This is a genomic window from Carnobacterium divergens, assembly GCF_900258435.1.
Classification (GTDB): Bacteria; Bacillota; Bacilli; order Lactobacillales; family Carnobacteriaceae; genus Carnobacterium; species Carnobacterium divergens_A.
In genome coordinates, this window is sequence record NZ_LT992558.1 from 1,222,459 (window position 1) to 1,243,019 (window position 20,561).

General features: G+C 35.3%; 18 protein-coding genes and 1 other annotated feature. Of the genes, 13 read left to right on the forward strand and 5 right to left on the reverse strand.

Going from position 1 to position 20,561, the window contains the following annotated elements; all coding sequences use genetic code 11:
• Positions 1 to 27: 27 nt before the first annotated feature.
• Together CDIMF43_RS06295 and CDIMF43_RS06300 are read right to left on the reverse strand one after the other, a co-directional pair.
• Positions 28 to 498, reverse strand: a complete 471-nt coding sequence (locus CDIMF43_RS06295) for a Dps family protein (protein ID WP_109841509.1) — start codon at positions 496 to 498, stop codon at positions 28 to 30.
• 92 nt (positions 499 to 590) lie between these two features.
• Entirely contained in the window at positions 591 to 1,538 is a 948-nt protein-coding gene (locus CDIMF43_RS06300) for a LacI family DNA-binding transcriptional regulator (protein WP_109841510.1), read from the reverse strand.
• Positions 1,539 to 1,716: 178 nt separating this feature from the next.
• Here CDIMF43_RS06300 and CDIMF43_RS06305 point away from each other — a divergent pair, with 178 nt between their 5' ends.
• From CDIMF43_RS06305 to CDIMF43_RS06320, 4 genes are all read left to right on the forward strand, one after another.
• Complete coding sequence (locus CDIMF43_RS06305) at positions 1,717 to 2,574, forward strand: putative RNA methyltransferase (RefSeq protein WP_109841511.1); 858 nt, start codon at positions 1,717 to 1,719, stop codon at positions 2,572 to 2,574.
• A gap of 313 nt (positions 2,575 to 2,887) precedes the next feature.
• Positions 2,888 to 4,027, forward strand: a complete 1,140-nt coding sequence (gene queG, locus CDIMF43_RS06310; protein WP_227001181.1) for a tRNA epoxyqueuosine(34) reductase QueG — start codon at positions 2,888 to 2,890, stop codon at positions 4,025 to 4,027.
• A gap of 25 nt (positions 4,028 to 4,052) precedes the next feature.
• Entirely contained in the window at positions 4,053 to 4,565 is a 513-nt protein-coding gene (gene trmL, locus CDIMF43_RS06315; RefSeq protein WP_109841512.1) for a tRNA (uridine(34)/cytosine(34)/5-carboxymethylaminomethyluridine(34)-2'-O)-methyltransferase TrmL, read from the forward strand.
• A 149-nt stretch (positions 4,566 to 4,714) separates the two neighbouring features.
• Positions 4,715 to 5,521, forward strand: a complete 807-nt coding sequence (locus tag CDIMF43_RS06320) for a TraX family protein (RefSeq protein ID WP_074403119.1) — start codon at positions 4,715 to 4,717, stop codon at positions 5,519 to 5,521.
• A 49-nt stretch (positions 5,522 to 5,570) separates the two neighbouring features.
• On the opposite strand, the gene CDIMF43_RS06325 is transcribed toward CDIMF43_RS06320, so the two are convergent.
• Complete coding sequence (locus CDIMF43_RS06325) at positions 5,571 to 6,872, reverse strand: NCS2 family permease (protein ID WP_074403058.1); 1,302 nt, start codon at positions 6,870 to 6,872, stop codon at positions 5,571 to 5,573.
• 508 nt (positions 6,873 to 7,380) lie between these two features.
• On the opposite strand from CDIMF43_RS06325, the gene arcA reads away from it, so the two are divergent.
• The 6 genes from arcA to CDIMF43_RS06355 all read left to right on the forward strand — a co-directional run bounded on the left by arcA (position 7,381) and on the right by CDIMF43_RS06355 (position 13,821).
• Positions 7,381 to 8,619, forward strand: a complete 1,239-nt coding sequence (arcA, locus tag CDIMF43_RS06330) for an arginine deiminase (RefSeq protein WP_109841513.1) — start codon at positions 7,381 to 7,383, stop codon at positions 8,617 to 8,619.
• A 30-nt stretch (positions 8,620 to 8,649) separates the two neighbouring features.
• The gene (gene argF, locus CDIMF43_RS06335) at positions 8,650 to 9,666 is read left to right on the forward strand and encodes an ornithine carbamoyltransferase (protein ID WP_074403056.1); all 1,017 of its coding nucleotides are present in this window, start codon (positions 8,650 to 8,652) and stop codon (positions 9,664 to 9,666) included.
• Between the two features lie 120 nt (positions 9,667 to 9,786).
• Positions 9,787 to 11,229 (forward strand): arginine-ornithine antiporter, encoded by a 1,443-nt coding sequence (gene arcD, locus CDIMF43_RS06340; RefSeq protein WP_199198159.1) that lies wholly within the window; start codon positions 9,787 to 9,789, stop codon positions 11,227 to 11,229.
• A 26-nt stretch (positions 11,230 to 11,255) separates the two neighbouring features.
• Positions 11,256 to 12,200 (forward strand): carbamate kinase, encoded by a 945-nt coding sequence (gene arcC, locus CDIMF43_RS06345; RefSeq protein WP_109841515.1) that lies wholly within the window; start codon positions 11,256 to 11,258, stop codon positions 12,198 to 12,200.
• Positions 12,201 to 12,480: 280 nt separating this feature from the next.
• Positions 12,481 to 13,182, forward strand: coding sequence for a Crp/Fnr family transcriptional regulator (locus CDIMF43_RS06350; protein WP_074403053.1), 702 nt, complete (start codon positions 12,481 to 12,483; stop codon positions 13,180 to 13,182).
• 177 nt (positions 13,183 to 13,359) lie between these two features.
• Positions 13,360 to 13,821, forward strand: coding sequence for a hypothetical protein (locus CDIMF43_RS06355; protein WP_109841516.1), 462 nt, complete (start codon positions 13,360 to 13,362; stop codon positions 13,819 to 13,821).
• A 49-nt stretch (positions 13,822 to 13,870) separates the two neighbouring features.
• On the opposite strand, the gene argS is transcribed toward CDIMF43_RS06355, so the two are convergent.
• Positions 13,871 to 15,562, reverse strand: a complete 1,692-nt coding sequence (argS, locus tag CDIMF43_RS06360) for an arginine--tRNA ligase (protein WP_074403051.1) — start codon at positions 15,560 to 15,562, stop codon at positions 13,871 to 13,873.
• Between the two features lie 85 nt (positions 15,563 to 15,647).
• Positions 15,648 to 15,870, reverse strand: a binding site (T-box leader).
• Between the two features lie 169 nt (positions 15,871 to 16,039).
• Here argS and argR point away from each other — a divergent pair.
• The 3 genes from argR to CDIMF43_RS06375 all read left to right on the forward strand — a co-directional run bounded on the left by argR (position 16,040) and on the right by CDIMF43_RS06375 (position 19,016).
• Positions 16,040 to 16,495 carry an arginine repressor gene (argR, locus tag CDIMF43_RS06365; protein ID WP_109841517.1) on the forward strand — a complete coding sequence of 152 codons (456 nt, stop codon included), beginning with the start codon at positions 16,040 to 16,042 and terminating at the stop codon, positions 16,493 to 16,495.
• A 45-nt stretch (positions 16,496 to 16,540) separates the two neighbouring features.
• Positions 16,541 to 18,076 (forward strand): phosphohexomutase domain-containing protein, encoded by a 1,536-nt coding sequence (locus CDIMF43_RS06370; protein ID WP_109841518.1) that lies wholly within the window; start codon positions 16,541 to 16,543, stop codon positions 18,074 to 18,076.
• 79 nt (positions 18,077 to 18,155) lie between these two features.
• Positions 18,156 to 19,016, forward strand: coding sequence for an aldo/keto reductase (locus CDIMF43_RS06375; RefSeq protein WP_074403049.1), 861 nt, complete (start codon positions 18,156 to 18,158; stop codon positions 19,014 to 19,016).
• Positions 19,017 to 19,061: 45 nt separating this feature from the next.
• Here the strand turns inward: CDIMF43_RS06375 and CDIMF43_RS06380 are convergent, their stop codons facing one another.
• Positions 19,062 to 20,399 carry a hemolysin family protein gene (locus tag CDIMF43_RS06380; protein ID WP_233218299.1) on the reverse strand — a complete coding sequence of 446 codons (1,338 nt, stop codon included), beginning with the start codon at positions 20,397 to 20,399 and terminating at the stop codon, positions 19,062 to 19,064.
• Positions 20,400 to 20,561 lie beyond the last annotated feature (162 nt).

Consider the following 20,561-nt stretch of genomic DNA (forward strand, 5'->3'; position numbering starts at 1 on the left):
TACGATTTAAAATCGTAGCTTTTTGGTTTATTCTGCTAAAGGAGACTTATCTAGAAAGGCTTGTAACATCCAGATTGTTTTTTCAATATCCGTTTTCATGCCAATAAGCATATCTTGAGTGGAACAGTCCTCTTCTTGGCCACTTATGTCAATGCCCTCTTGGAAGACCTCTTTTAAATAACGGTAATCTTCAACTAACTGTTGAATTAAGTTTTCCATTGGGATACCGAATTTCCCTTTTTTCTCTTCTAGTTTTGTCGTTTCTAAAAATTCACCAAATGTAGATAAAGGTTCACCGCCAATAGCAATTAAACGTTCTGCAATTTGATCTAACTGATCGTCTAAATCAGCCATTAATTCGTCCATTTTAGGGTGCATAGTAAAAAATGTTTTGCCACGCATGTACCAATGTGTTTGATGAACAATTAAAGTGAGTTGGCTAATGTCAGCTACCAATTGATTTAAAGTTGTTTGAGTTTTTGGATAAAGACTGTTCATTACTTATTCCTCCTCTTATTTGTTAAACTTCTTACAATTTAATGGTAGCGCTAATTGCATAAAAAGTAAAATAAAAGCTCCTTTGAATTTTTTTAATTAGGAAATGTTAAAAAATGAGGAATCAGTTGCTTTGTAATCGTGGGATTTAAGACTAATTGTAACGCAACTTTACCAAGGTCTTCTAATTGATGATTCATTGATGGAAAGTGAAGTGCTTTTCCAATAGGGAGATCTTCCTCACCGACTACGAGCAAATCCTCAGGTATATTTATTCCTTTTTTTACAGCAATAGAATAGATTCCTGCTGCAATTTCGTCACCATTTGCATAAATTGCAGTCGGTTGTTTTTTTTGATTCAAGAAAAGTTCGCCAACTCTAAGACCATCTTCATAGGTATCGCAATTTGTTAAATAATGGAAATCTGCAGGGGTTTGAAAAATGTCTTGGTAAGCTTGGACTAACTGTTGAGTGCTGTTGCTGATTGTCTTTTCTCGGACTGAGGTAAAGGCTACGTTTGAGTGTCCCAATTGTTTTAAGTAGGTGAATACCTCTTGATAAGAGGCTTTTCGGTCGCTATAAGCCGCCGATAATTCTGGATGCTCTGTCTCTTCACAGACAGTAATCGGTCCATAAGACGTGTATGATTTGATAGTTTCCCATGGATTGGCTCTTGAAGTAATAATTAGTCCGTCAATTCTTTTTTGTTTTAAAAGCTCCAAATGCTTTAGTTCTTTTTGTGGATCGTAATTGGTGGGAAGAAGCAAAATAATATAATTTAACTTGAAGGCTTCTGAAAGAATTCCTTTGATAATTTTATCAAAACAGGCGTGGTTTGTGTAAGGTGAGATAACACCAATTAATCGTGTTTTCCCAATGCTAAGGTTGACAGCATTTTGATTTGCAGTATAATCTAACTCTGCAATAATTTTTTGAATGTGGGCTCGTTTTTCTGCCTTTACATAAGGATGTTGATTTAAGACACGAGAAACCATACTAACAGAATAACCAGACAATCGTGCAATATCTCTAATAGAAGTCATGCAATCATTCCTTTCAGAAAAATAATCTTTTATTTAAGTATACCTGATTTAGATCACGTTGCTCCTTTTTATGGTTAAAATTATGGTATAATGAATCATTGTAAGAAGCTATCTTTCGTTACATAGTACTGAGAATACAGGATAGTGACGGGTGTTAAAATAGAAAGAAGGTTTAGTGGTGAAGAAAATCGATCAAGGAATCCAGTTTTTAACGAATAATATGCAATTGTTCCAGTGTCCAGTTTGTCATGCTGCATTTGTAGAAGTAAAAGGCACAAGTTTATGTTGTGAACAAAACCATCACTTTGATGTGTCAAAAAAAGGGACAGTTTTCTTTTTAGCACATCAAGCAAAAAATGAATACGATAAAGAAATGTTGAGCTCTCGGTTTAAAATTGCACAAGATGGTTTATTCAATCCGATTTTGGATGTTATTTTTGATTTAATGGGGCCAAATTATCAAGGGACGACCATTGATGTTGGTTGTGGGGAAGGTTCTCAATTGGACTATTTAACTGGAAAAGGGCTAAAAGGTGCGAAGATTGGATTTGATATTTCAAAGGATGCGATTCAATTAGCCAGTAGTCATTTTACAAGTGCTTTTTGGTGTGTAGCTGATTTAGCAAAATCGCCATTTGCTTCTAATCAATACGATACACTTCTAAATATTTTTTCTCCTTCAAACTATCAAGAATTTAAACGGATTTTAAAAGAGCATGGAACGGTTATCAAAGTAGTCCCTGAAAAAAATTATTTAATTGAACTTCGTCATTTATTTTATCAAGATCAAAAAGAAAAACAAACGTATCAAAATGATTTGGTGATTGAAAAATTCCAAGAGCACTTCCCAGAGATGGAACAACATCGTTGTACTTATGAATTTCCGTTGAATGAAGAACAGTTTCAAGCATTGATGAAAATGACGCCATTAGGCTGGGGCGCAAGTGAGGAAGCAACAAAGTCTGCGTTATTAAATCCCCTGAAAAAGATTACCGTAGATGTCTGTATTTTAGTTGGAAAAAAGCAAATAAGTTAAATGTGAATGAAATGTGAACTTTTTTTAACAAAAATGACTGAGAACCCAACTAATCTGACTTTTTTAGTTGCAACAGTTCCATGGCGGTGTTATATTATTCCTAAGTTGTTTAAATTCATTCGTTTTTATCAGAGATCCATCAGATTTTGATAAAAGTTAATGAATAAAAATGGGCTTCACTAACGTATCGTTTCGCAGTGCTGGACACCGAAGCGATACGTTTTTTTTGTTTTTAATTGAACCTACATAATGGAAGAAAAGATGATATAATAGTCAAGTGAATATGGACAAGGAGTTGATTTCAGTGAGTACTTTGCAGACCTCTTTAAAGGAAAAGATTATTCTTGAAAGCAAGCGGATTGGAATCGACAAAATTGGTTTTACTTCGGCTGCACCCTTTACAGAATTAGAAGAAAAATTGGAAAAGCAGCAAGAAAAAGGACACCACTCAGGTTTTGAACATTCAAATATTAAAGAACGGATTTATCCTGAATTGATTTTTGAAGAACCACGATCCATTATTTCAATTGCGCTAGCCTATCCAACAAAAATGGTGGAAGCTCCTGAAAAAGTGAAGGGTGAACGACGAGGGCAATTTGCAAGAGCCTCTTGGGGAACGGATTATCACGATATTTTAAGAGAAAAAATGGATCGTTTAATTGCTTATATTAAGGAAGAAGCAGAAGAGGTTTCTTTTAAACCGATGGTGGATACAGGCGAGTTAATTGATGTTGCAGTAGCTCAACGCGCAGGTCTTGGATTTATTGGGAAAAATGGTCTGTTAATTACAGAAGAATTTGGTTCTTATGTTTATTTAGGAGAAATCATCACCAATATTTCTTTTCCAGTTGATGAGCCGGTTCCCAATGGCTGTGGAGACTGTACACGTTGCATTGTAGGCTGTCCGACAACTGCTTTGCTTGGCGATGGCCGAATGAATGCGAAACGCTGTCTGTCTTATCAAACTCAGACAAAGGGCATGATGCCTTTGGAGTATCGTAAAAAAATGGGTCATGTTATCTATGGCTGCGATATTTGTCAGATGGTGTGTCCTTATAACAAGGGAAAAAACTTTCATTTTCACGAGGAAATGGAACCTGTTCCTGAAGACGTTGCGCCACTATTAAAGCCATTGCTAACGATTAGCAATCGTGAATTTAAAGAACGCTTTGGTGTAATGGCAGGTTCTTGGCGTGGGAAAAAACCAATCCAACGAAATGCAATCATTGCCCTAGCAAATTACCGAGATAAATCGGCGGTTCCAGACCTGTTAAAATGCGTTGCTGAAGATCCTCGCCCTGTGATTCGAGGGACTGCTGCATGGGCAATTGGCGAAATAGGAATTCAAACAGAAGAATTGATTGAATTTTTAGAAGAAGCTTTTACAAAAGAAACTGACGAAGAAGCTAAAGCAGAGTTAACTGCAGCGATTGAAAAATTAACAACCAATTAACGGTTTCATTTAGGAGGATTTTATTATGCCAAACCATATAGTATTATATGAACCACAAATTCCAGCCAATACTGGAAATATTGCAAGAACATGTGCAGCAACCAATACAACCTTGCACTTAATTGAGCCATTAGGTTTTTCGACAGATGATAAGCACTTGAAACGTGCGGGTTTAGATTATTGGAATGATGTTGCGATTAAGTATCATAAAAATTTAGCTGCTTTTTTAGAAGTAGCCAATAAAGGCAAATTGCATTTAATTACTAAATTTGGTCATGAAGTATATAGCGACGTTGATCTTAAAGATACAAAGGAAGATCATTATTTTATCTTTGGAAAAGAAACAACTGGTTTACCAGAAGAATTTATGCGTGAGCATGAAGAAGATTGTTTGCGTATTCCGATGAATGACGAACATGTTCGTTCTCTGAATCTATCAAATACAGCGGCTATTTTAATATATGAAGCGCTACGCCAACAAGAGTTTCAAAATATGGAATTAACCCATCATTATGGAGAGATAGATAAATTGGATTAATGAAAAGGTTATTGCAGAGTTAGTTATGCAATAACCTTTTTTATTACAAAATTGTAAGTTAAACAGCCTATTTGTAAGGTCAGTCCCACGACAACTCAATGCAACTTCTTTATAGTAGAAAAGAGATAAAAGGAGAGGTGAGGATGCACATGGAGAAAGTAACAAAAGGAATCACAAGTTTTCAGCTTAAATTACTAGGAATTGTATTAATGGTTTTTGATCATTTAGGACAGTTTTTTGGATTTTTAGGAGCGCCTGTTTGGTTTCATTGGTTGGGGCGATTAGTAGCACCTATTTTTTTATTTACTAGTTCAGAAGGATTTATCTATACCAGTAATCGAAAAAAGTACTTATTACGGCTATTATATGGTTTTTGGTTGATGGGAATTGGAAATATAATTGCGAATAAATTTTTTATGAATGAAAATGAAGTCTTGATAAACAATATATTTGGAACTTTATTTTTAGGCGTTCTTTATATGTGGTTTATTGATGGGATTCGAAAAAACTGGAAGTTGAAACAACCACTTAAAGTAGTGGGTGGTTTTATTTTATGTATCGTTCCAATTGTACTGAGTTTTGCCGTTTTGCTATTAATGGATGGAATGGATTCAAAGGCTAGTTTAATAATTTTTCGAATGTTCACTTTCCTTGTTCCGTTACCGATTCTATCTGAAGGTGGCCCTTTGTTTATTTTACTAGCTGTTTTATTTTATTTATTTCATGGGAAAAAAAGTGGACAACTTATTTCTTTAGCAGTGATAGCAGTCATTAGCTTTATTTCAGGAACGGGGAATCCTTTTACCGAAAATTATCAATGGATGATGTGTTTAGCTGCTGTTCCGATCATTCTATACAATGGTGAAAAGGGAAGAGGAATGAGAAACTTTTTCTATTATTTTTATCCAGCACACATCTATCTCTTCTGCCTAATCGCTTATTTTATTCAGCATTAAAAAAACACGATGCCTCTTTTATTTAAAAGAGGCATCGTGTTTTTTGTTTTTAATGTCCTCCTAAAAAGAACAGTTGAATGAAGAATAAAACAGCAAAGGCATAAACTAAAGGATGAACAGATTTAGCTTCCCCTTTAATTGCTTTCGTAATAGGATACGTGATAAATCCTAAAGCCAACCCAGTTGCAATACTGTTTGTTAACGGCATTGTTAAGATGACAATAAATGCAGGAAAGGCTTCAGATAAATCTTCCCAGTCAATTTCAGCAGCACTCGCCATCATCATAGATCCAACGATTACTAATGCTGGAGAAGTGATTGCAGAGACACTTGAAATGGCACTGACTATTGGGAAAAAGAAACTTGAAATAGCAAACATAACGGCAACCGTCAAAGCAGTTAAACCAGTCCGTCCACCTGCGGCAACTCCAGTACCTGATTCAATATAAGCACTTGTTGGGCTTGTTCCAAAAATAGAACCAACGGTTGTACCAATTGCATCCGCAAGTAAGGCTTGTTTCGCATTTTCTAAATTGCCGTCTTTCATTAAACCCGCTTTTTTTGTAACACCAATCATCGTACCGGTTGTATCAAAAATGGTAATCAATAAGAAAGATAACACTGCTCCATATAACCCATTTGCAATGACATTTTTAAATGGTGTGATAGGATCTGTAATCATTAACTCATGACCAAAATTTGGTAAAGCCATAAATCCGTCAAAATGAATTTGACCAGTGAAGAAACTGATAATTGCAATCACAATCATACTGATAAATAAAGAACCTTTTACATTTAAAATCATTAAAACTACACTTAGTAAAATACCAATTAACGTTAAGATAACTCCGATACTTTGTAGATCACCTAGTTTAACCAGATTACTTTTATCTCCAACAATTACGCCAGATAAACGTAAACCTACAAAAGCAATAAACAACCCAATACCAGCTGTAATTGCTGATTTTAACGTTTCTGGAATAGCGACAATCAATTTTTCTCTTAAAGAAGTAAAAGATAATAGTAAGAAAATAATACCAGCCAAGAAGACTGATGAAAAAGCAACACGGTAATCAACACCACTAGCAACAACTGTTACAAAGTATGCGTTCATTCCTAATCCTGGTGCAATTGCGATGGGATAATTTGCACAAAGCGCCATCCACCCTGTACCCACGATAGCAGAAAGAATTGTTGCCATAAAGACTTGATTAAATGGGACACCTGCCGAACTTAAAATAACTGGATTCACCACAATGATATAGGCCATTGTTAGAAAAGTTGTTAACCCAGCGATGATTTCTGTTTGAATGGTAGTACCGTGTTCTTCCAAACGAAAGAATTTAGACATGAAGAAAATCCTCCTAAAAACGAATATTTAATAATTACATGTTTAATGATATTCGCTTTGAAGTCTAAATGCAAGACTATTTAATGGTTTTCTTAAAAAAAATGCTTTTTTTACGAATGAAACCCTTACATTACGAACGTTAAGATTTTAGTGAAGGTTTTTCGATAAAAGAACTAGAAATTTAGTTGGAATTTTGACGTTTAGTTTAAAGAGAAGAAACGATACTGACAGATTTTAGTTAAAGAAAAGCTGAAACCACTTGGTTTTTAATGTGATTTTAATAAAATGCAAAAAAAATAAAAAAAAGTTCGCTAATAAAAAATGTATAAAATTAAAAATATACAGTATAAAGTAATCGTTTTCAAATTGGTATACGGTATAAAGAATAAATATAGATTTGCCTGATAAAATGAGAAATCCTTCTCATTTAGTATGCCAAAACCATCAAATATGCTAGAAAATAAAGGGGTATATTAAGGGTGTAGCAAGGATAAATTATTAGGAGGTAATGGAAATGACTCACCCCATTCATGTGTTTTCTGAAATTGGTAAATTGAAGACAGTTATGCTTCACAGACCGGGAAAAGAATTAGAAAATTTAGTACCTGATTATTTAGAAAGACTATTGTTCGATGATATTCCTTATCTAGAGCAAGCACAAATCGAACATGATAATTTTGCACAAGTCTTAAGAGACAATGATGTTGAAGTCGTTTACTTGGAAGACTTAGCAGCAGAATCTTTAACTAGTCAAGAGTTACGGGAACAATTTGTTGATGAATATTTAAATGAAGCTTCCATTAAAGGATCAAGAAGAAAAGAACAATTACGTCAACTATTATTATCTATTAAAGACAACAAAGAATTAATTGAAAAAACAATGGCAGGTGTTCAAAAAGCAGAACTTCCTGAATTAGGCGCTAAAAACTTATCAGACATGGTAGATTCCGATTACCCATTTGCAATCGATCCAATGCCAAATCTTTACTTTACAAGGGATCCATTTGCAACTATGGGAAATGGTGTTTCATTAAATCATATGTATTCAGTAACTAGAAATCGTGAAACACTTTATGGAAAATACATTTTTATGTATCATCCAAGATTTAAAGATGCAGATGTACCAATGACGTATGACCGCAGTGAAACAACTCGTATTGAAGGCGGAGACGAATTAGTTCTTTCAAAAGATGTGATGGCTGTTGGAATATCTCAAAGAACCGACGCTGCTTCAATTGAAAAATTAGCAAAAAATATCTTTGCTAAAAAATTAGGTTTTAAAAAAGTCTTAGCCTTTTCAATTGCCAATAATCGTAAATTTATGCATTTGGATACCGTTTTTACAATGGTGGATTACGATAAGTTTTCTATTCATCCAGAAATTGAAGGAGACTTAACCGTCTACTCTATTACTGAAGGCGAAGATGGAAAATTAACAATCACTGCTGAAAATGGTGCTTTAGAAGAAATTTTAGCAAACAATTTGAATGTAGAAAAAGTAACCTTGATTCGTTGTGGTGGTGGCAACATTACTGCAGCCGCTCGTGAACAATGGAATGATGGCTCTAATACGTTAGCAATTGCTCCAGGTGAAGTAGTCGTTTACGATCGTAATACTGTAACGAACAAAAAACTAGAAGAAGCAGGAATTAAACTACACGTTATTCCAGGAAGCGAGTTAGTTCGTGGTCGTGGGGGTCCTCGTTGTATGAGTATGCCTTTAGTTCGTGAAGATTTACCAAAATAATTAATATCTATTTATTAGGAGGAAAATAAAATGACAGAACAAGTATTTCAAGGACGTAGTTTATTAGCAGAAAAAGATTTTACCCGTGCAGAATTAGAATATTTAGTTGATTTTTCCGCACATTTAAAAGATTTGAAAAAACGTGGCATTCCTCATCATTATTTAGAAGGAAAAAACATTGCGTTGCTATTTGAAAAAACCTCTACTCGTACGCGTTCAGCATTTACAACAGCTTCGATTGATTTAGGAGCACATCCAGAATATTTAGGTAAAAATGATATTCAGTTAGGTAAAAAAGAATCTGTTGAAGATACCGCAAAAGTATTAGGCAGCATGTTTGATGGAATTGAATTCCGTGGCTTTAGTCAAAAAGTTGTCGAAGGCTTAGCAGAGTTTTCAGGTGTTCCTGTTTGGAATGGTCTAACAGACGAATGGCATCCAACACAAATGATTGCCGATTTCTTAACAGTAAAAGAAAATTTAGGCCGTCTTGAAGGCGTGAATTTAGTTTATGTAGGTGATGGACGTAACAATATGGCGAATAGCTTATTAGTAACAGGGGCAATTCTTGGAGTAAATGTTCGTATTTGTACACCTAAATCACTTTTTACAGACCCAAAAATCGTTGATATGGCAGAAGGCTTTGCTAAAGAGTCTGGTGCAAAATTAGTGATTTCAGATGATGTTGCTGAAACAGTTAAAGGTGCAGATGTCTTGTACACAGATGTTTGGGTTTCAATGGGGGAAGAAGATAAATTCGCAGAACGTATTGAATTATTAACTCCTTACCAAATCAATATGGATATGGTGAAGAAAACAGGTAATGAAGACTTAATTATTTTACATTGTTTACCAGCTTTCCATGATGCAGAAACAGAATACGGTCAAGATGTTAAAGAAAAATTTGGCATTACAGCCATGGAAATAACAGATGAAGTATTCCGTAGCAAATATGGTCGTCAATTTGAACAAGCTGAAAACCGTATGCATTCAATCAAAGCAATAATGGCAGCAACTCTTGGAAATTTATTTATCCCTCGAGTTTAATCATCAGTATTTTAAACTACTGAAGAAAAAAGCATGAGGATGTTTTGTAGTCCTCATGCTTTTCTTCTTTTCAAGTATAAATAAAGTAGCGTAGTGGATTTATATAAGGAGGAAAATATGATGGAAGAGCAACAAATACAAGAAAAAAAATTAGGTCTTATTCCCTTAGTCGCTCTCGTTGTCGGCTCAATCGTTGGTGGTGGCGTCTTTAATTTAATGACGGACATGGCAAAAGAAGCATCGTTAGGTGGCATTATTATTGGGTGGTTAGTTGCTGGATTTGGGATGGCAATGTTAGCTTTTTCTTTCCAAAACTTAACTGCCAAACGTCCTGACTTAGACGCGGGAATTTATAGTTATGCTCGTGAAGGTTTTGGTAAGTATATGGGATTTAACGCTGCGTGGGGCTATTGGCTAGCAGCTTGGCTGGGAAACGTAGCGTATGGAACGCTTTTATTTAGTGCAGTCGGTTATTTCTTTTCTATTTTTGGCGATGGTCAAAATTTAGCATCTGTAATCGGTGCATCCGTAATGTTGTGGTTGGTTCATGCGTTAATTTTAAAAGGGGTCGAAACAGCTTCAATTATTAATACCGTTGTAACAATTGCTAAAATGATTCCACTTGCAATCTTCTTTGTTACAATGATTATTGCGTTTAAATTAGACGTTTTCACAACAGATTTCTGGGGAACAGTCTCAGGTCATTTTGAATTAGGCAACGTGATGGGACAAGTTCGAGGAACAATGCTTGTGACGGTTTGGGTATTTACAGGGATTGAAGGTGCAGTCGTTTTCTCTGGGCGTGCAAAAAAGAAATCAGACATTGGGAAAGCGACAATTCTAGGCTTAATTACAGTTATCGCAATCTATTTATTAACAACCGTTTTATCTTTAGCCGTTATGACACGTCCAGAATTAGCTGAGTTAAAACAACCAGCAATGGCTTATCTATTAGAAAGTGTGGTAGGTAAATGGGGTGCTGTGTTAATTAATGTAGGGGTTATTGTATCTGTTCTAGGAGCATGGCTTGCATGGACCATGTTTGCAGCAGAATTGCCATTCCAAGCAGCAAAACAAGGCAGTTTCCCTAAATTATTTGCAAAAGAAAATAAAAATGGTGCACCAATTAATTCCTTAATTTTTACAAACGTACTCATCCAAATTTTCTTATTTACCTTTTTAATTAGTTCAGCAGCGTATAAATTTGCTTTTTCATTAGCATCCTCTGCAATCTTGATTCCTTATGTATTTACTGGATTTTATCAATTGAAATATTCTCTTCAAGAAAAAATGGGAACTCCAAGACGGACACAAAATATTGCGATAGGTGTTCTAGCAAGTATTTATGGCGTTTGGTTAGTATATGCAGGTGGAATTGACTTCTTCTTGCTTACCATGCTTCTATTTGCTCCAGGGATCTTTATCTACGCATGGGTCCAAAAAGAAAACAAAGAAAAAATCTTTACAAAAGGAGAATGGATTTGTGCAGGCGTGATTGTCTTCCTTTTCCTATTCTGTATTTACCAAATTGCAACAGGTGCCATCGATGTAACGAACTTATAAAACTTATACTGAGAGGATGAATTAGAATGACAAAACGTAAAGTTGTAGTAGCTCTTGGAGGAAATGCGATTCTTTCTACAGATGCTAGTGCTAAAGCGCAACAAGAAGCCTTACACCAAACAGCAGAATATTTAGTGCAGTTTATTGAAAAAGGAGACGATTTAATTGTCTCTCATGGAAATGGTCCTCAAGTGGGGAATCTCTTATTGCAACAAGCTGCTGCAAATAGTGAAAAAAATCCAGCAATGCCTTTAGATACCTGTGTGGCTATGACAGAAGGAAGTATTGGTTATTGGATGCAAAACGCGTTAAATAGTGCATTACTAAAACGCCATATTGATAAAGATGTCGTGGCCTTAGTAACTCAAGTCATTGTTGATGAAAAAGATCCTGCCTTTGCAAACCCAACAAAACCGATTGGTCCATTTTTAACAGAAGAAGAAGCAAAAGTTGAAATGCAAGCAAGCGGTGCAACTTTTAAAGAAGATGCAGGACGAGGCTGGCGTAAAGTTGTCGCTTCACCAAAACCAATCAGCATTAAAGAATATCGTGTGGTCAATCATCTTGTCGAAAGTGGAGTTTTAACAATTTCAGTAGGTGGAGGAGGGATTCCAGTTATTGAAAAAGAGGCTGAACTTGTTGGAGTAGAAGCGGTTATTGATAAAGATTTTGCTTCTCAAAAACTAGCTGAACTGGTTAAAGCAGATTTGTTAATTATATTAACAGGTGTTGACAATGTTTATGTGAACTACAATCAACCGGATCAAAAGAAATTAGAAGAAGTAACGGTGACAGAATTAAAAGAGTACATTGCAGACAATCAATTTGCACCAGGTAGCATGTTGCCAAAAGTAGAAGCAGCCATCAGCTTTGTTGAAAATTATCCTCAAGGAAAGGCGATTATTACTTCTTTAGAAAATATTGGGGCTGTTTTAGAAGGAGACGCGGGAACGGTAGTTGTTGCAAAATAGTGAAAGTTAAATGAGAGAAAAAGGGTATCATTTCTCTTTTATACATTCATTATGTATAATGTGCTTGTAAGGGTGGTTCACTTCTTTAAATCTTATTAAATCAAAGAATTTCTGTCGAATTTTCCTTTATTGCTACAGAGGAGGATTCGACAGATTAATGTGTTTATACATTTTTAGGGAAGATGCGTGAACCGGTTTGGTTTCTCCCATTTTTCTTAAATACCTTCTTAAGAGTCAGTGAAAAGTTCAAAAAATTTTTTACCTTTGGGAGTTGAGAATCGTGGAGAAAATCGAGAATTATATTAATCAAGTTCATGAACTTCGTAACACAGAAGTATTCGCTGGTTTTTCTGATTTAGAATTTGAAGAATTACAAAGCAATCTCTATATGCGGCATTATAAAAAAGGACAAATTTTGTTTGATGAGGGCGACCAAAGAGAGCGGATCTATTTTCTAAAAAAAGGCTTGGTTCGTTTAGAAAGATATGACGCAAGTGCGACATTCAGCTATTTTGACTATGTTAAAACGGAGCGCTTATTTCCTTATGGAGGAATGTTTACCGATAAAGAGTATCATTATTCTGCATATGCTGTTACCGATATCGACTTGTATTACATTCCGATGCAATTATTTGAAAAAGTTGTTTTACAAAACAAAGAGCAAATGATTTATATTTGTACAAGATTGTCTAAATTATTATTAAATCACGAAGTTCGCCTGCAAAACTGTGTGACATCTAGTGCGACGGACCGTGTGATTCAAACAATCGGGATTTTAATGGATAAACTTGGAGAGCCAATTACGCCAGAATTGATTGAGATTCCTTATCCGATTACGTTAAAAGAATTGGCCAGTTTAAGCGGTACGACGAGAGAGACTGTGGGTCATACTATGAAGAAGTTAAAAGAAGAACAAAAAATCGAGTATCATCATAAAATTTTTGTTTTTCTAGACAGCGATTACTTTAAAGATCATTTATAAGAAAAAATCAATGAATTGATTTTTTCTTATTTTTTTGGTTTAAATTCCAATTTGTAGGAAAAAAAGTCAGATTAGTTCTAAAAAAAAATGATTGCGTTGCATGTTGCAAAAAAATCTTTTTATTCTTTTAAAATATAATATATAGTTATGTTATCAAAAGAAGAGAGGATGATATAAATGAAAAAAAATCTATTATTAAGTGTACTTTTTATGGCTATTTTAAGCGTTGGAGGATTACTCATTAACAATCAAGCAACAAAAGCAGCGCCACTTGTGGAAGACTTCACCTTTGAGGCATCTGCTCCAAATTTAGCGAAGTATCATTTAGTTGATATGTGGTCAAGTAAAGTTGAATTTAAAGGCAATCGCTTAACGGTTACAGATGGAAGAGTTGGCAATACAGTAGAGTTACCCGTCAATCATAAATACAAAGTTACTTTGAAAAAAGCACAAGGGAAGTTAACTATTTTTGGAGGGATCTTGGATGTGAAAAGTTTTGATTTAGCAAACCAAGAAACGGTTGACTATAGTTTCGTCTTACAAAAAGGATCAATTGAAGGACCAAAAACAGCTAAAATTAGCTTTGGCTCATACGGAACGTCATCATTTAGCGGCTATACAATCGAACAATTGAATTAATAAGAAAAAACTGGCAGATTCGTGTTTATCGAATCTGCCAGTTTTTTTATTACATTTCGTCAGGTGCTTCTACGCCAAGCAAACGTAAATCTTCTTTTAAAATAGTTGCAACTGCTTGAACTAAAGCTAAACGTGCTGGTTTTTCAGCATCATCAGCAAGAACTTTGCTATTTGCATAATATTTGTTGAAGGCTTGTGCCAAGTGAATCGCGTGTTTAGCAATTACAGATGGTTCAAATTTTTCATAGGCTCTTGAAATGGTGTCTGGATATTCTTGTAATAATTTTACAACTTCCCAGCTGTAGCTATCTGATAAAGCAAGTGGGGCAGTTAAGTCTATGTCAACATTAGCTTTGCGTAAAATACTCATTGCACGAGCTCTAGTGTATTGAACGTAAGGTCCTGTTTCTCCCTCGAAACGTACAACTTCTTCAATCGTAAAGTCAAAGTTGTTTAAACGATCATTTTTAAGATCATGGAAGACAACCGCGCCAATCCCAACTTGATCAGCTACTTTTTCTTTGTCTTTTAAATCGGGGTTTTTAGCAGAAATTTGTTCGTTAGCAGAAGCAACAGCTTCGTTTAATACTTCTTCTAATAGAACAATTTTCCCTTTACGAGTAGATAATTTTTTACCACCTTGCGTGATTAAACCAAACGGAATGTGGTGCATATCTTCTGCCCAATCAAAGCCAGCTTCTTTTAAAACAGCTTTTAATTGTTTGAAATGATTGCTTTGTTCATTTCCTACTACATACAATGATTTGGCAAAGTTGTAATTGCGTTTACGATAAAGGGCAGCCGCAAGGTCACGAGTGATGTAAAGAGTTGCACCATCAGACTTGCGAATTAAGGCAGGATTTAAGTTGTATTTTTCTAAATCTACAATCGTTGCGCCACGATCAACGCTTAAAATATTTTTTTCTTCTAAAATAGAGACAACTTCTTCCATTTTATCGTTGTAGAAAGCTTCTCCGTTAAATGAATCGAATGTAATACCTAACATATCATAGATGTGATTGAATTCAGTTAGAGATTCTTCTCTAAACCAAGTCCACAATGCAACCGCTTCTTCATCATTGTCCTCTAGTTTTTTAAACCAAGCACGAGCTTCGTCATCTAATTCAGGTTGCGTTTCAGCAACTTCGTGGAATTTTACATATAAGCGCAATAATTCATTGATTGGTTCAGCTTTAACTTTTTCCTCAGAACCCCAGAGTTTGTAGGCAACAATTAATTTCCCAAATTGAGTCCCCCAGTCGCCAAGGTGATTAATTTTAATGGGTTTAAATCCAACTTTGCGTACAATTTCAGCGATGGAATTCCCAATAACTGTTGAACGCAAGTGACCCATTGAAATAGGTTTTGCAATATTAGGAGAAGACATATCGATTGGAATGCTTTCACCATGTCCAATTTGTTGGTCGCCGTAGTGAGCACCTTCTTCAAGGACTGTTTTTAAAATAGTGTCACTTACGATTTCTTTATTTAAAAAGAAATTTAAGTAAGGTCCAACAACCTCTACTTTAGCAATAATTGGATTGCTGATTTTTTCACCTAAGTCTGTTGCAATTTGTTGTGGTGCTTTACGAAAAACTTTGGCCAATGAAAAAGTTGGGAACGCAACGTCACCATGATCCACTGATTTTGGTTTTTCTAACAGGGTATAAATTTCTTCAGTTGTTAAAGTGTCGCCAATTTGATCTTGTAATGTTTCAGCGATTATTAATTTGTAATCCATGTTAAATTCCTCCTAATGTGTCTATTTATCAATCAATTTTGGAAAAAAGAGCATAAAAAAAACGCCCAATTTTGACTTGTGTCAAAAAAGAGACGAGGTATTATCCCGCGGTACCACTCTAATTGTTTATACCATAAAGGCACAAACCGCTTGTTTACTGATAACGGATAACAAATCCGAATAATTCTACTTTAATTTCAAATTATTTTTTCCAAAGTGCGCTTCCTTTTTTGCTTCGTTATTGGCTTTCACTGTCCCAACTCGCTAAAAACTCCCTAAAAAAGTACTCTCTTCTTCAACAAAAGTGATATGAACTTGCTATCAGTATAACAAATAACCCGTCGGAATTCTATCATTATCTTACTAAAATATGTTATTTTTGACTATTTAATGAAAAGTTAGTGGGAAATAAAAGCAGAATGAGCTTTGTTTTGGTATAATAAAAAAGGAGAGAAAATAAAGGAGGCGTTTATCATTATGAAAAAATCAAGCCGACAAATGATTATCAAACAAATTATTAACAACCATGCGATTTCAACACAAGAAGAATTGCTTCATTATTTAAAAGAAGAAGGTGTAGAAGCGACTCAAGCGACAATTTCAAGAGACATCAAAGAGATGAATTTAGTTAAAACCAACTCAGCAAATGGAAATGTTAAATACACAATTTTCCAACATAATAAAATGTCAGAAGAAGAAAAATTGGAGCAAACGATTGGAGAAGTGGTAATCAAATTAACAAGAGTTGAATTTATGACAATCGTTATGACCATCCCTGGAAATGCCCATGTGATTGCAGCATTATTAGATGCCATTGATTTTCCTGAGATGGTAGGAACCGTTGGCGGGAACGACACCGTTTTGATTATTTCAAAAGATCAAGAAGATGCTACGAAGTTATACAATTATTTCAGCAAATGGACTTCGTTTTAAGAAAAGTTGTTAAAAAAGCTCAAATGCTAAGGAGGACATCTATCTATGAATGAATCAACAATTCCTGTATTAACCGAATTACAAAATGGTTCTGACGTAAGAGGGGGCGCTTTGGAGACCCCTAACCAAGTTGTTACATTAACGAATGATCGAATTGAGCGAATAGCCTATGGGTTTGCTTTTTGGCTAAAGGAAGTTAAAAAGTTAGCCGTGGATGACCCACATTATCCGCTACGAATTGCAGTGGGACACGACAGTCGCTTGTCTAGCGAACGAATTAAAAGCGCTTTAATTGAAGGGCTAGTTAATGCTAATTTTGAAGTTATTGATGTTGGACTGGCAACGACACCCGCCATGTTTATGGCAACTCAATATATTGAATATGATTGTGATGCAGCGATTATGATTACCGCAAGTCATTTGCCCTTTCAGTACAATGGATTGAAGTTTTTTACAAAGGATGGAGGAGCAGAGCACGAAGACATTCAGTTTATGTTAGAACACGCGGATTGGAGCTATGTCTATTGGGGAAATATGTCAGGCTCAGTAGTACCTCGTTATTTGTTAAAAGATTATGCAGCAGATTTAGTTGATAAAATTCGTCAAGGGATTAACGATCCAGAGCATTACAACGAACCTTTAAAAGGAAGACATATTGTTGTAGATGCAGGAAATGGCGCAGGTGGATTTTTTGCAACCGCTGTTTTAGAGCCGTTAGGGGCCACAACTTCTGGCAGCCAATATTTAGAACCAGATGGTCATTTTCCTAATCATGTGCCTAATCCAGATAACAAAGAAGCGATGAAGAGTATTCAAACCGCTGTTTTAACGAACCGTGCAGATTTAGGCATTATTTTTGATACAGATGTCGATCGTTCTGCAATCGTTTCCAGTGATGGCGAGCCAATCAATCGAAACAACTTAATTGGACTGATTTCAGCAATCTTAATTGAAGAAAACCCGGGAACGACGATTGTAACAAATTCAGCAACTTCAGAACATTTAAAAACGTTTATTGAAGCCTTAGGTGGCAGACAAAATCGTTATATCACAGGTTACCGTAATGTAATCAATAAAGGCATAGCCTTGAATAAAGAAGGCATTCCAACAAGTCTTGCGATTGAAACAAGTGGACATGCCGCCCTAAAAGAAAATTATTTTTTAGATGATGGGGCCTTTTTGATTGCGAAGTTATTAATAGCAGATGCAAAATTAAAAAAAGTTGGAAAAACGCTAAGTGATTTAATCAGCAATTTAAAACAACCTGTCGAGACTGAGGAAGTTCGCTTTAAAATTGAAGGCGAAGATGTTGCTTTAATTGGTGCGAATGTTCTGGAGGATTTTCGTGATTTTATTCGAGAAACGCCAGACTTAACAATAGAACCGCAAAATTTTGAAGGCGTCCGAGTGAACACGACTGGCGTTTTTGGCAAAGGTTGGTTTATTTTACGTCTCAGTTTGCATGAACCGCTACTTGTTTTGACAATGGAAAATGATGAACTGGGAGCTATTGCGAGATTAAGAGAAGTCTTAAAAACTTTTTTCAACGGTCAATCTGATTTAGATGCTTCTTTTTTGTAAGTTTCAACCTTTTACGTTAAACTAAGAGAATAAGGTAGTCGACGTGCTATCTAATGAACCCAAAGGAGTGAAGAATTTAATGGAAAAAGCATTAACTCAAAGTGTGACACTTGCAAATGGTGTTAAGATTCCTCAGCTAGGCTTAGGAGTATTTCTTGTAAAAGAAGAAAATGAATTGATTCAAGCCGTGATGACGGCTGTTTTAGATGGTTATCGTCATGTAGATACAGCAATGATATATGGAAATGAACAATATGTTGGGGAGGCCTTAAAAGGCTTAGAAATTCCAAGAGAAGAAATTTTCATTACATCAAAAGTTTGGAATTACGACCATGGATATGAAGAAACAAAAGCAGCTTTTCAAGCGAGTATTGACCGATTAGGTGTAGATTATCTTGATTTATATTTAATTCATTGGGCGTCTCCTCATTACATTGAAACTTGGAAAGCAATGGAAGAGCTGTACAATGAAGGAAAAATTAAAGCAATCGGGGTTTCTAATTTCCAAATTCACCATCTTGAAGATTTGATGGCTCATTCAACGATCACGCCAATGATTAATCAAATTGAAACACACCCTGAGTTTCCGCAAAATGAACTACATGACTTTATGAAACAACACGGGATCGTCCATGAAGCATGGGGCCCGCTAGGTCAAGGGAAAAATGATTTATTAAACAATCCAGTCCTAGTAAAATTAGGAGAAAAATACAATAAAACAGCGGCACAAATTATTTTACGCTGGCACCTTGAACGCGGTGTTGTGGTGATTCCAAAATCAGTGACGCCACATCGTATTCGTGAAAATGCAGCTATTTTTGATTTCTCATTAACAAAAGAAGATATGGCAGAAATTGCTACATTAAATACCGGCACTCGTTATGCTAAAGATCCTGATGACGAAGCGTTCTTACTAGAATCATCTATTAGACCAAATTAAAAAGAGAGTTTCTTGAACGCTTTTGTTCAAGAAACTCTCTTTTATTTACGCTTCAGTAGATTCTTCTTCAACTTCGGTTAAAGGTTCTTCCAATTCTTTATGGCTAATTTCAATCGTTTCAATCGTACTTTTAGCAGATTTGATGACGGTAAATACATAGTCTCCACTGACTAAAGAGTCGCCTTCTTGAATGTCATATTTTTCATTCATCATCCAACCACCAATCGTATCCACATTATCTTCTTCAATTGAAAGCCCGAATAATTCGTTGATCTCATCAATTAACATTCTCGCACTCACAATGTAGTGATGATCGTCAATTTTTCTAATTTCAGCTTCTTCTGAAGTTTCATAATCGTCATTGATATCGCCAACAATTTCTTCTACGATATCTTCAATCGAAATCATCCCACTTGTGCCGCCGTACTCATCCACTAGAATAGCGACTTGATTTCGTTCTTTCTGCATTTTAACTAAAATTTCTTTAATCGGAATCGTTTCAATAACAGAAATAACAGGACGAATATACTTATTAATATTAAATTTTTCAGAAATACCAGCTTCTACGTAATTGACATAGGCTGCGAAAATTTCTTTTGTATTAATGACGCCAATCACAGAATCCTTATCGCCATTTTCAATAACAGGATAGCGAGTGTAACGTTCTGTTCGAACTAACTCACTGATTTCTTTCAAGGACATTTCCGTTGAAACAGTAACCATTTCAGTTCTGGGAACCATAATTTCCCGACTCATTCGATTGTCAAAAGCAAATACATTTTCAACAAATTGATACTCATCGCGATTGATTTCACCACTTTTCAAGCTTTCACTCATGATAATTCGCAATTCTTCTTCAGAAACACTTTCATCTGATTCACTAACACTTTTTAAGCCAAATGAACGAGAAATTCCATTAGCTACGCCATTTAAAACAAAGACAATCGGGTACATTAAACGATACCAAACTTGTAATGGACGAGCAATTAATAAACCAATTTTTTCAGTTTTATTGATGGCAAAGTTTTTTGGAACGAGCTCTCCAACAATCACTTGAACAAAAGTTAAAAGTGAAAAAGAAACGATGATCGACAAAATACTCGAAACCGAGGAAGGCATATCGATAGTGCTAAAGAGAGTATCAAATAACTTTTTAAATGTAGGATCACCTAACCAACCTAAGGCAAGAGACGTGATCGTGACGCCTAATTGTGTTGCGGATAAATACGTGTCTAAATGTTTCGTCATTTTTTTTAATAAAATCGCATTTTTGTTGCCATTTTCAATTAAAAAATCCAGTCTTGTTGGACGAATCCGAACTAAGACAAATTCAGACATTACAAATAAAGCTGCAATGGCTAAAATAATAAAAAATATGATCATACCGGTACCTACTGACAAATGTGCGTTCACGTTTTGTAAAAAAACGTGAACTCCACCTCCTTGATGTTATAATAGTAATGAATGATTTCTTTTTAAGTAGTTAAGACAACCAAAAAGAGCAAATAAGCGCACCATTGGTGGTTTTAAAAGACTAAAAGAAGC

Coding starts and splice junctions, on each gene's coding strand:
- CDIMF43_RS06380 (WP_233218299.1), bottom strand. CDS start 20,399: ATGATCATATTTTTTATTATTTTAGCCATTGCAGCTTTATTTGTAATG.
- argF (WP_074403056.1), top strand. CDS start 8,650: ATGACAGAACAAGTATTTCAAGGACGTAGTTTATTAGCAGAAAAAGAT.
- CDIMF43_RS06295 (WP_109841509.1), bottom strand. CDS start 498: ATGAACAGTCTTTATCCAAAAACTCAAACAACTTTAAATCAATTGGTA.
- trmL (WP_109841512.1), top strand. CDS start 4,053: ATGCCAAACCATATAGTATTATATGAACCACAAATTCCAGCCAATACT.
- CDIMF43_RS06325 (WP_074403058.1), bottom strand. CDS start 6,872: ATGTCTAAATTCTTTCGTTTGGAAGAACACGGTACTACCATTCAAACA.
- CDIMF43_RS06375 (WP_074403049.1), top strand. CDS start 18,156: ATGGAAAAAGCATTAACTCAAAGTGTGACACTTGCAAATGGTGTTAAG.
- argS (WP_074403051.1), bottom strand. CDS start 15,562: ATGGATTACAAATTAATAATCGCTGAAACATTACAAGATCAAATTGGC.
- arcA (WP_109841513.1), top strand. CDS start 7,381: ATGGAAATGACTCACCCCATTCATGTGTTTTCTGAAATTGGTAAATTG.
- arcD (WP_199198159.1), top strand. CDS start 9,787: ATGGAAGAGCAACAAATACAAGAAAAAAAATTAGGTCTTATTCCCTTA.
- CDIMF43_RS06370 (WP_109841518.1), top strand. CDS start 16,541: ATGAATGAATCAACAATTCCTGTATTAACCGAATTACAAAATGGTTCT.
- CDIMF43_RS06355 (WP_109841516.1), top strand. CDS start 13,360: ATGAAAAAAAATCTATTATTAAGTGTACTTTTTATGGCTATTTTAAGC.
- argR (WP_109841517.1), top strand. CDS start 16,040: ATGAAAAAATCAAGCCGACAAATGATTATCAAACAAATTATTAACAAC.
- arcC (WP_109841515.1), top strand. CDS start 11,256: ATGACAAAACGTAAAGTTGTAGTAGCTCTTGGAGGAAATGCGATTCTT.
- CDIMF43_RS06320 (WP_074403119.1), top strand. CDS start 4,715: ATGGAGAAAGTAACAAAAGGAATCACAAGTTTTCAGCTTAAATTACTA.
- CDIMF43_RS06300 (WP_109841510.1), bottom strand. CDS start 1,538: ATGACTTCTATTAGAGATATTGCACGATTGTCTGGTTATTCTGTTAGT.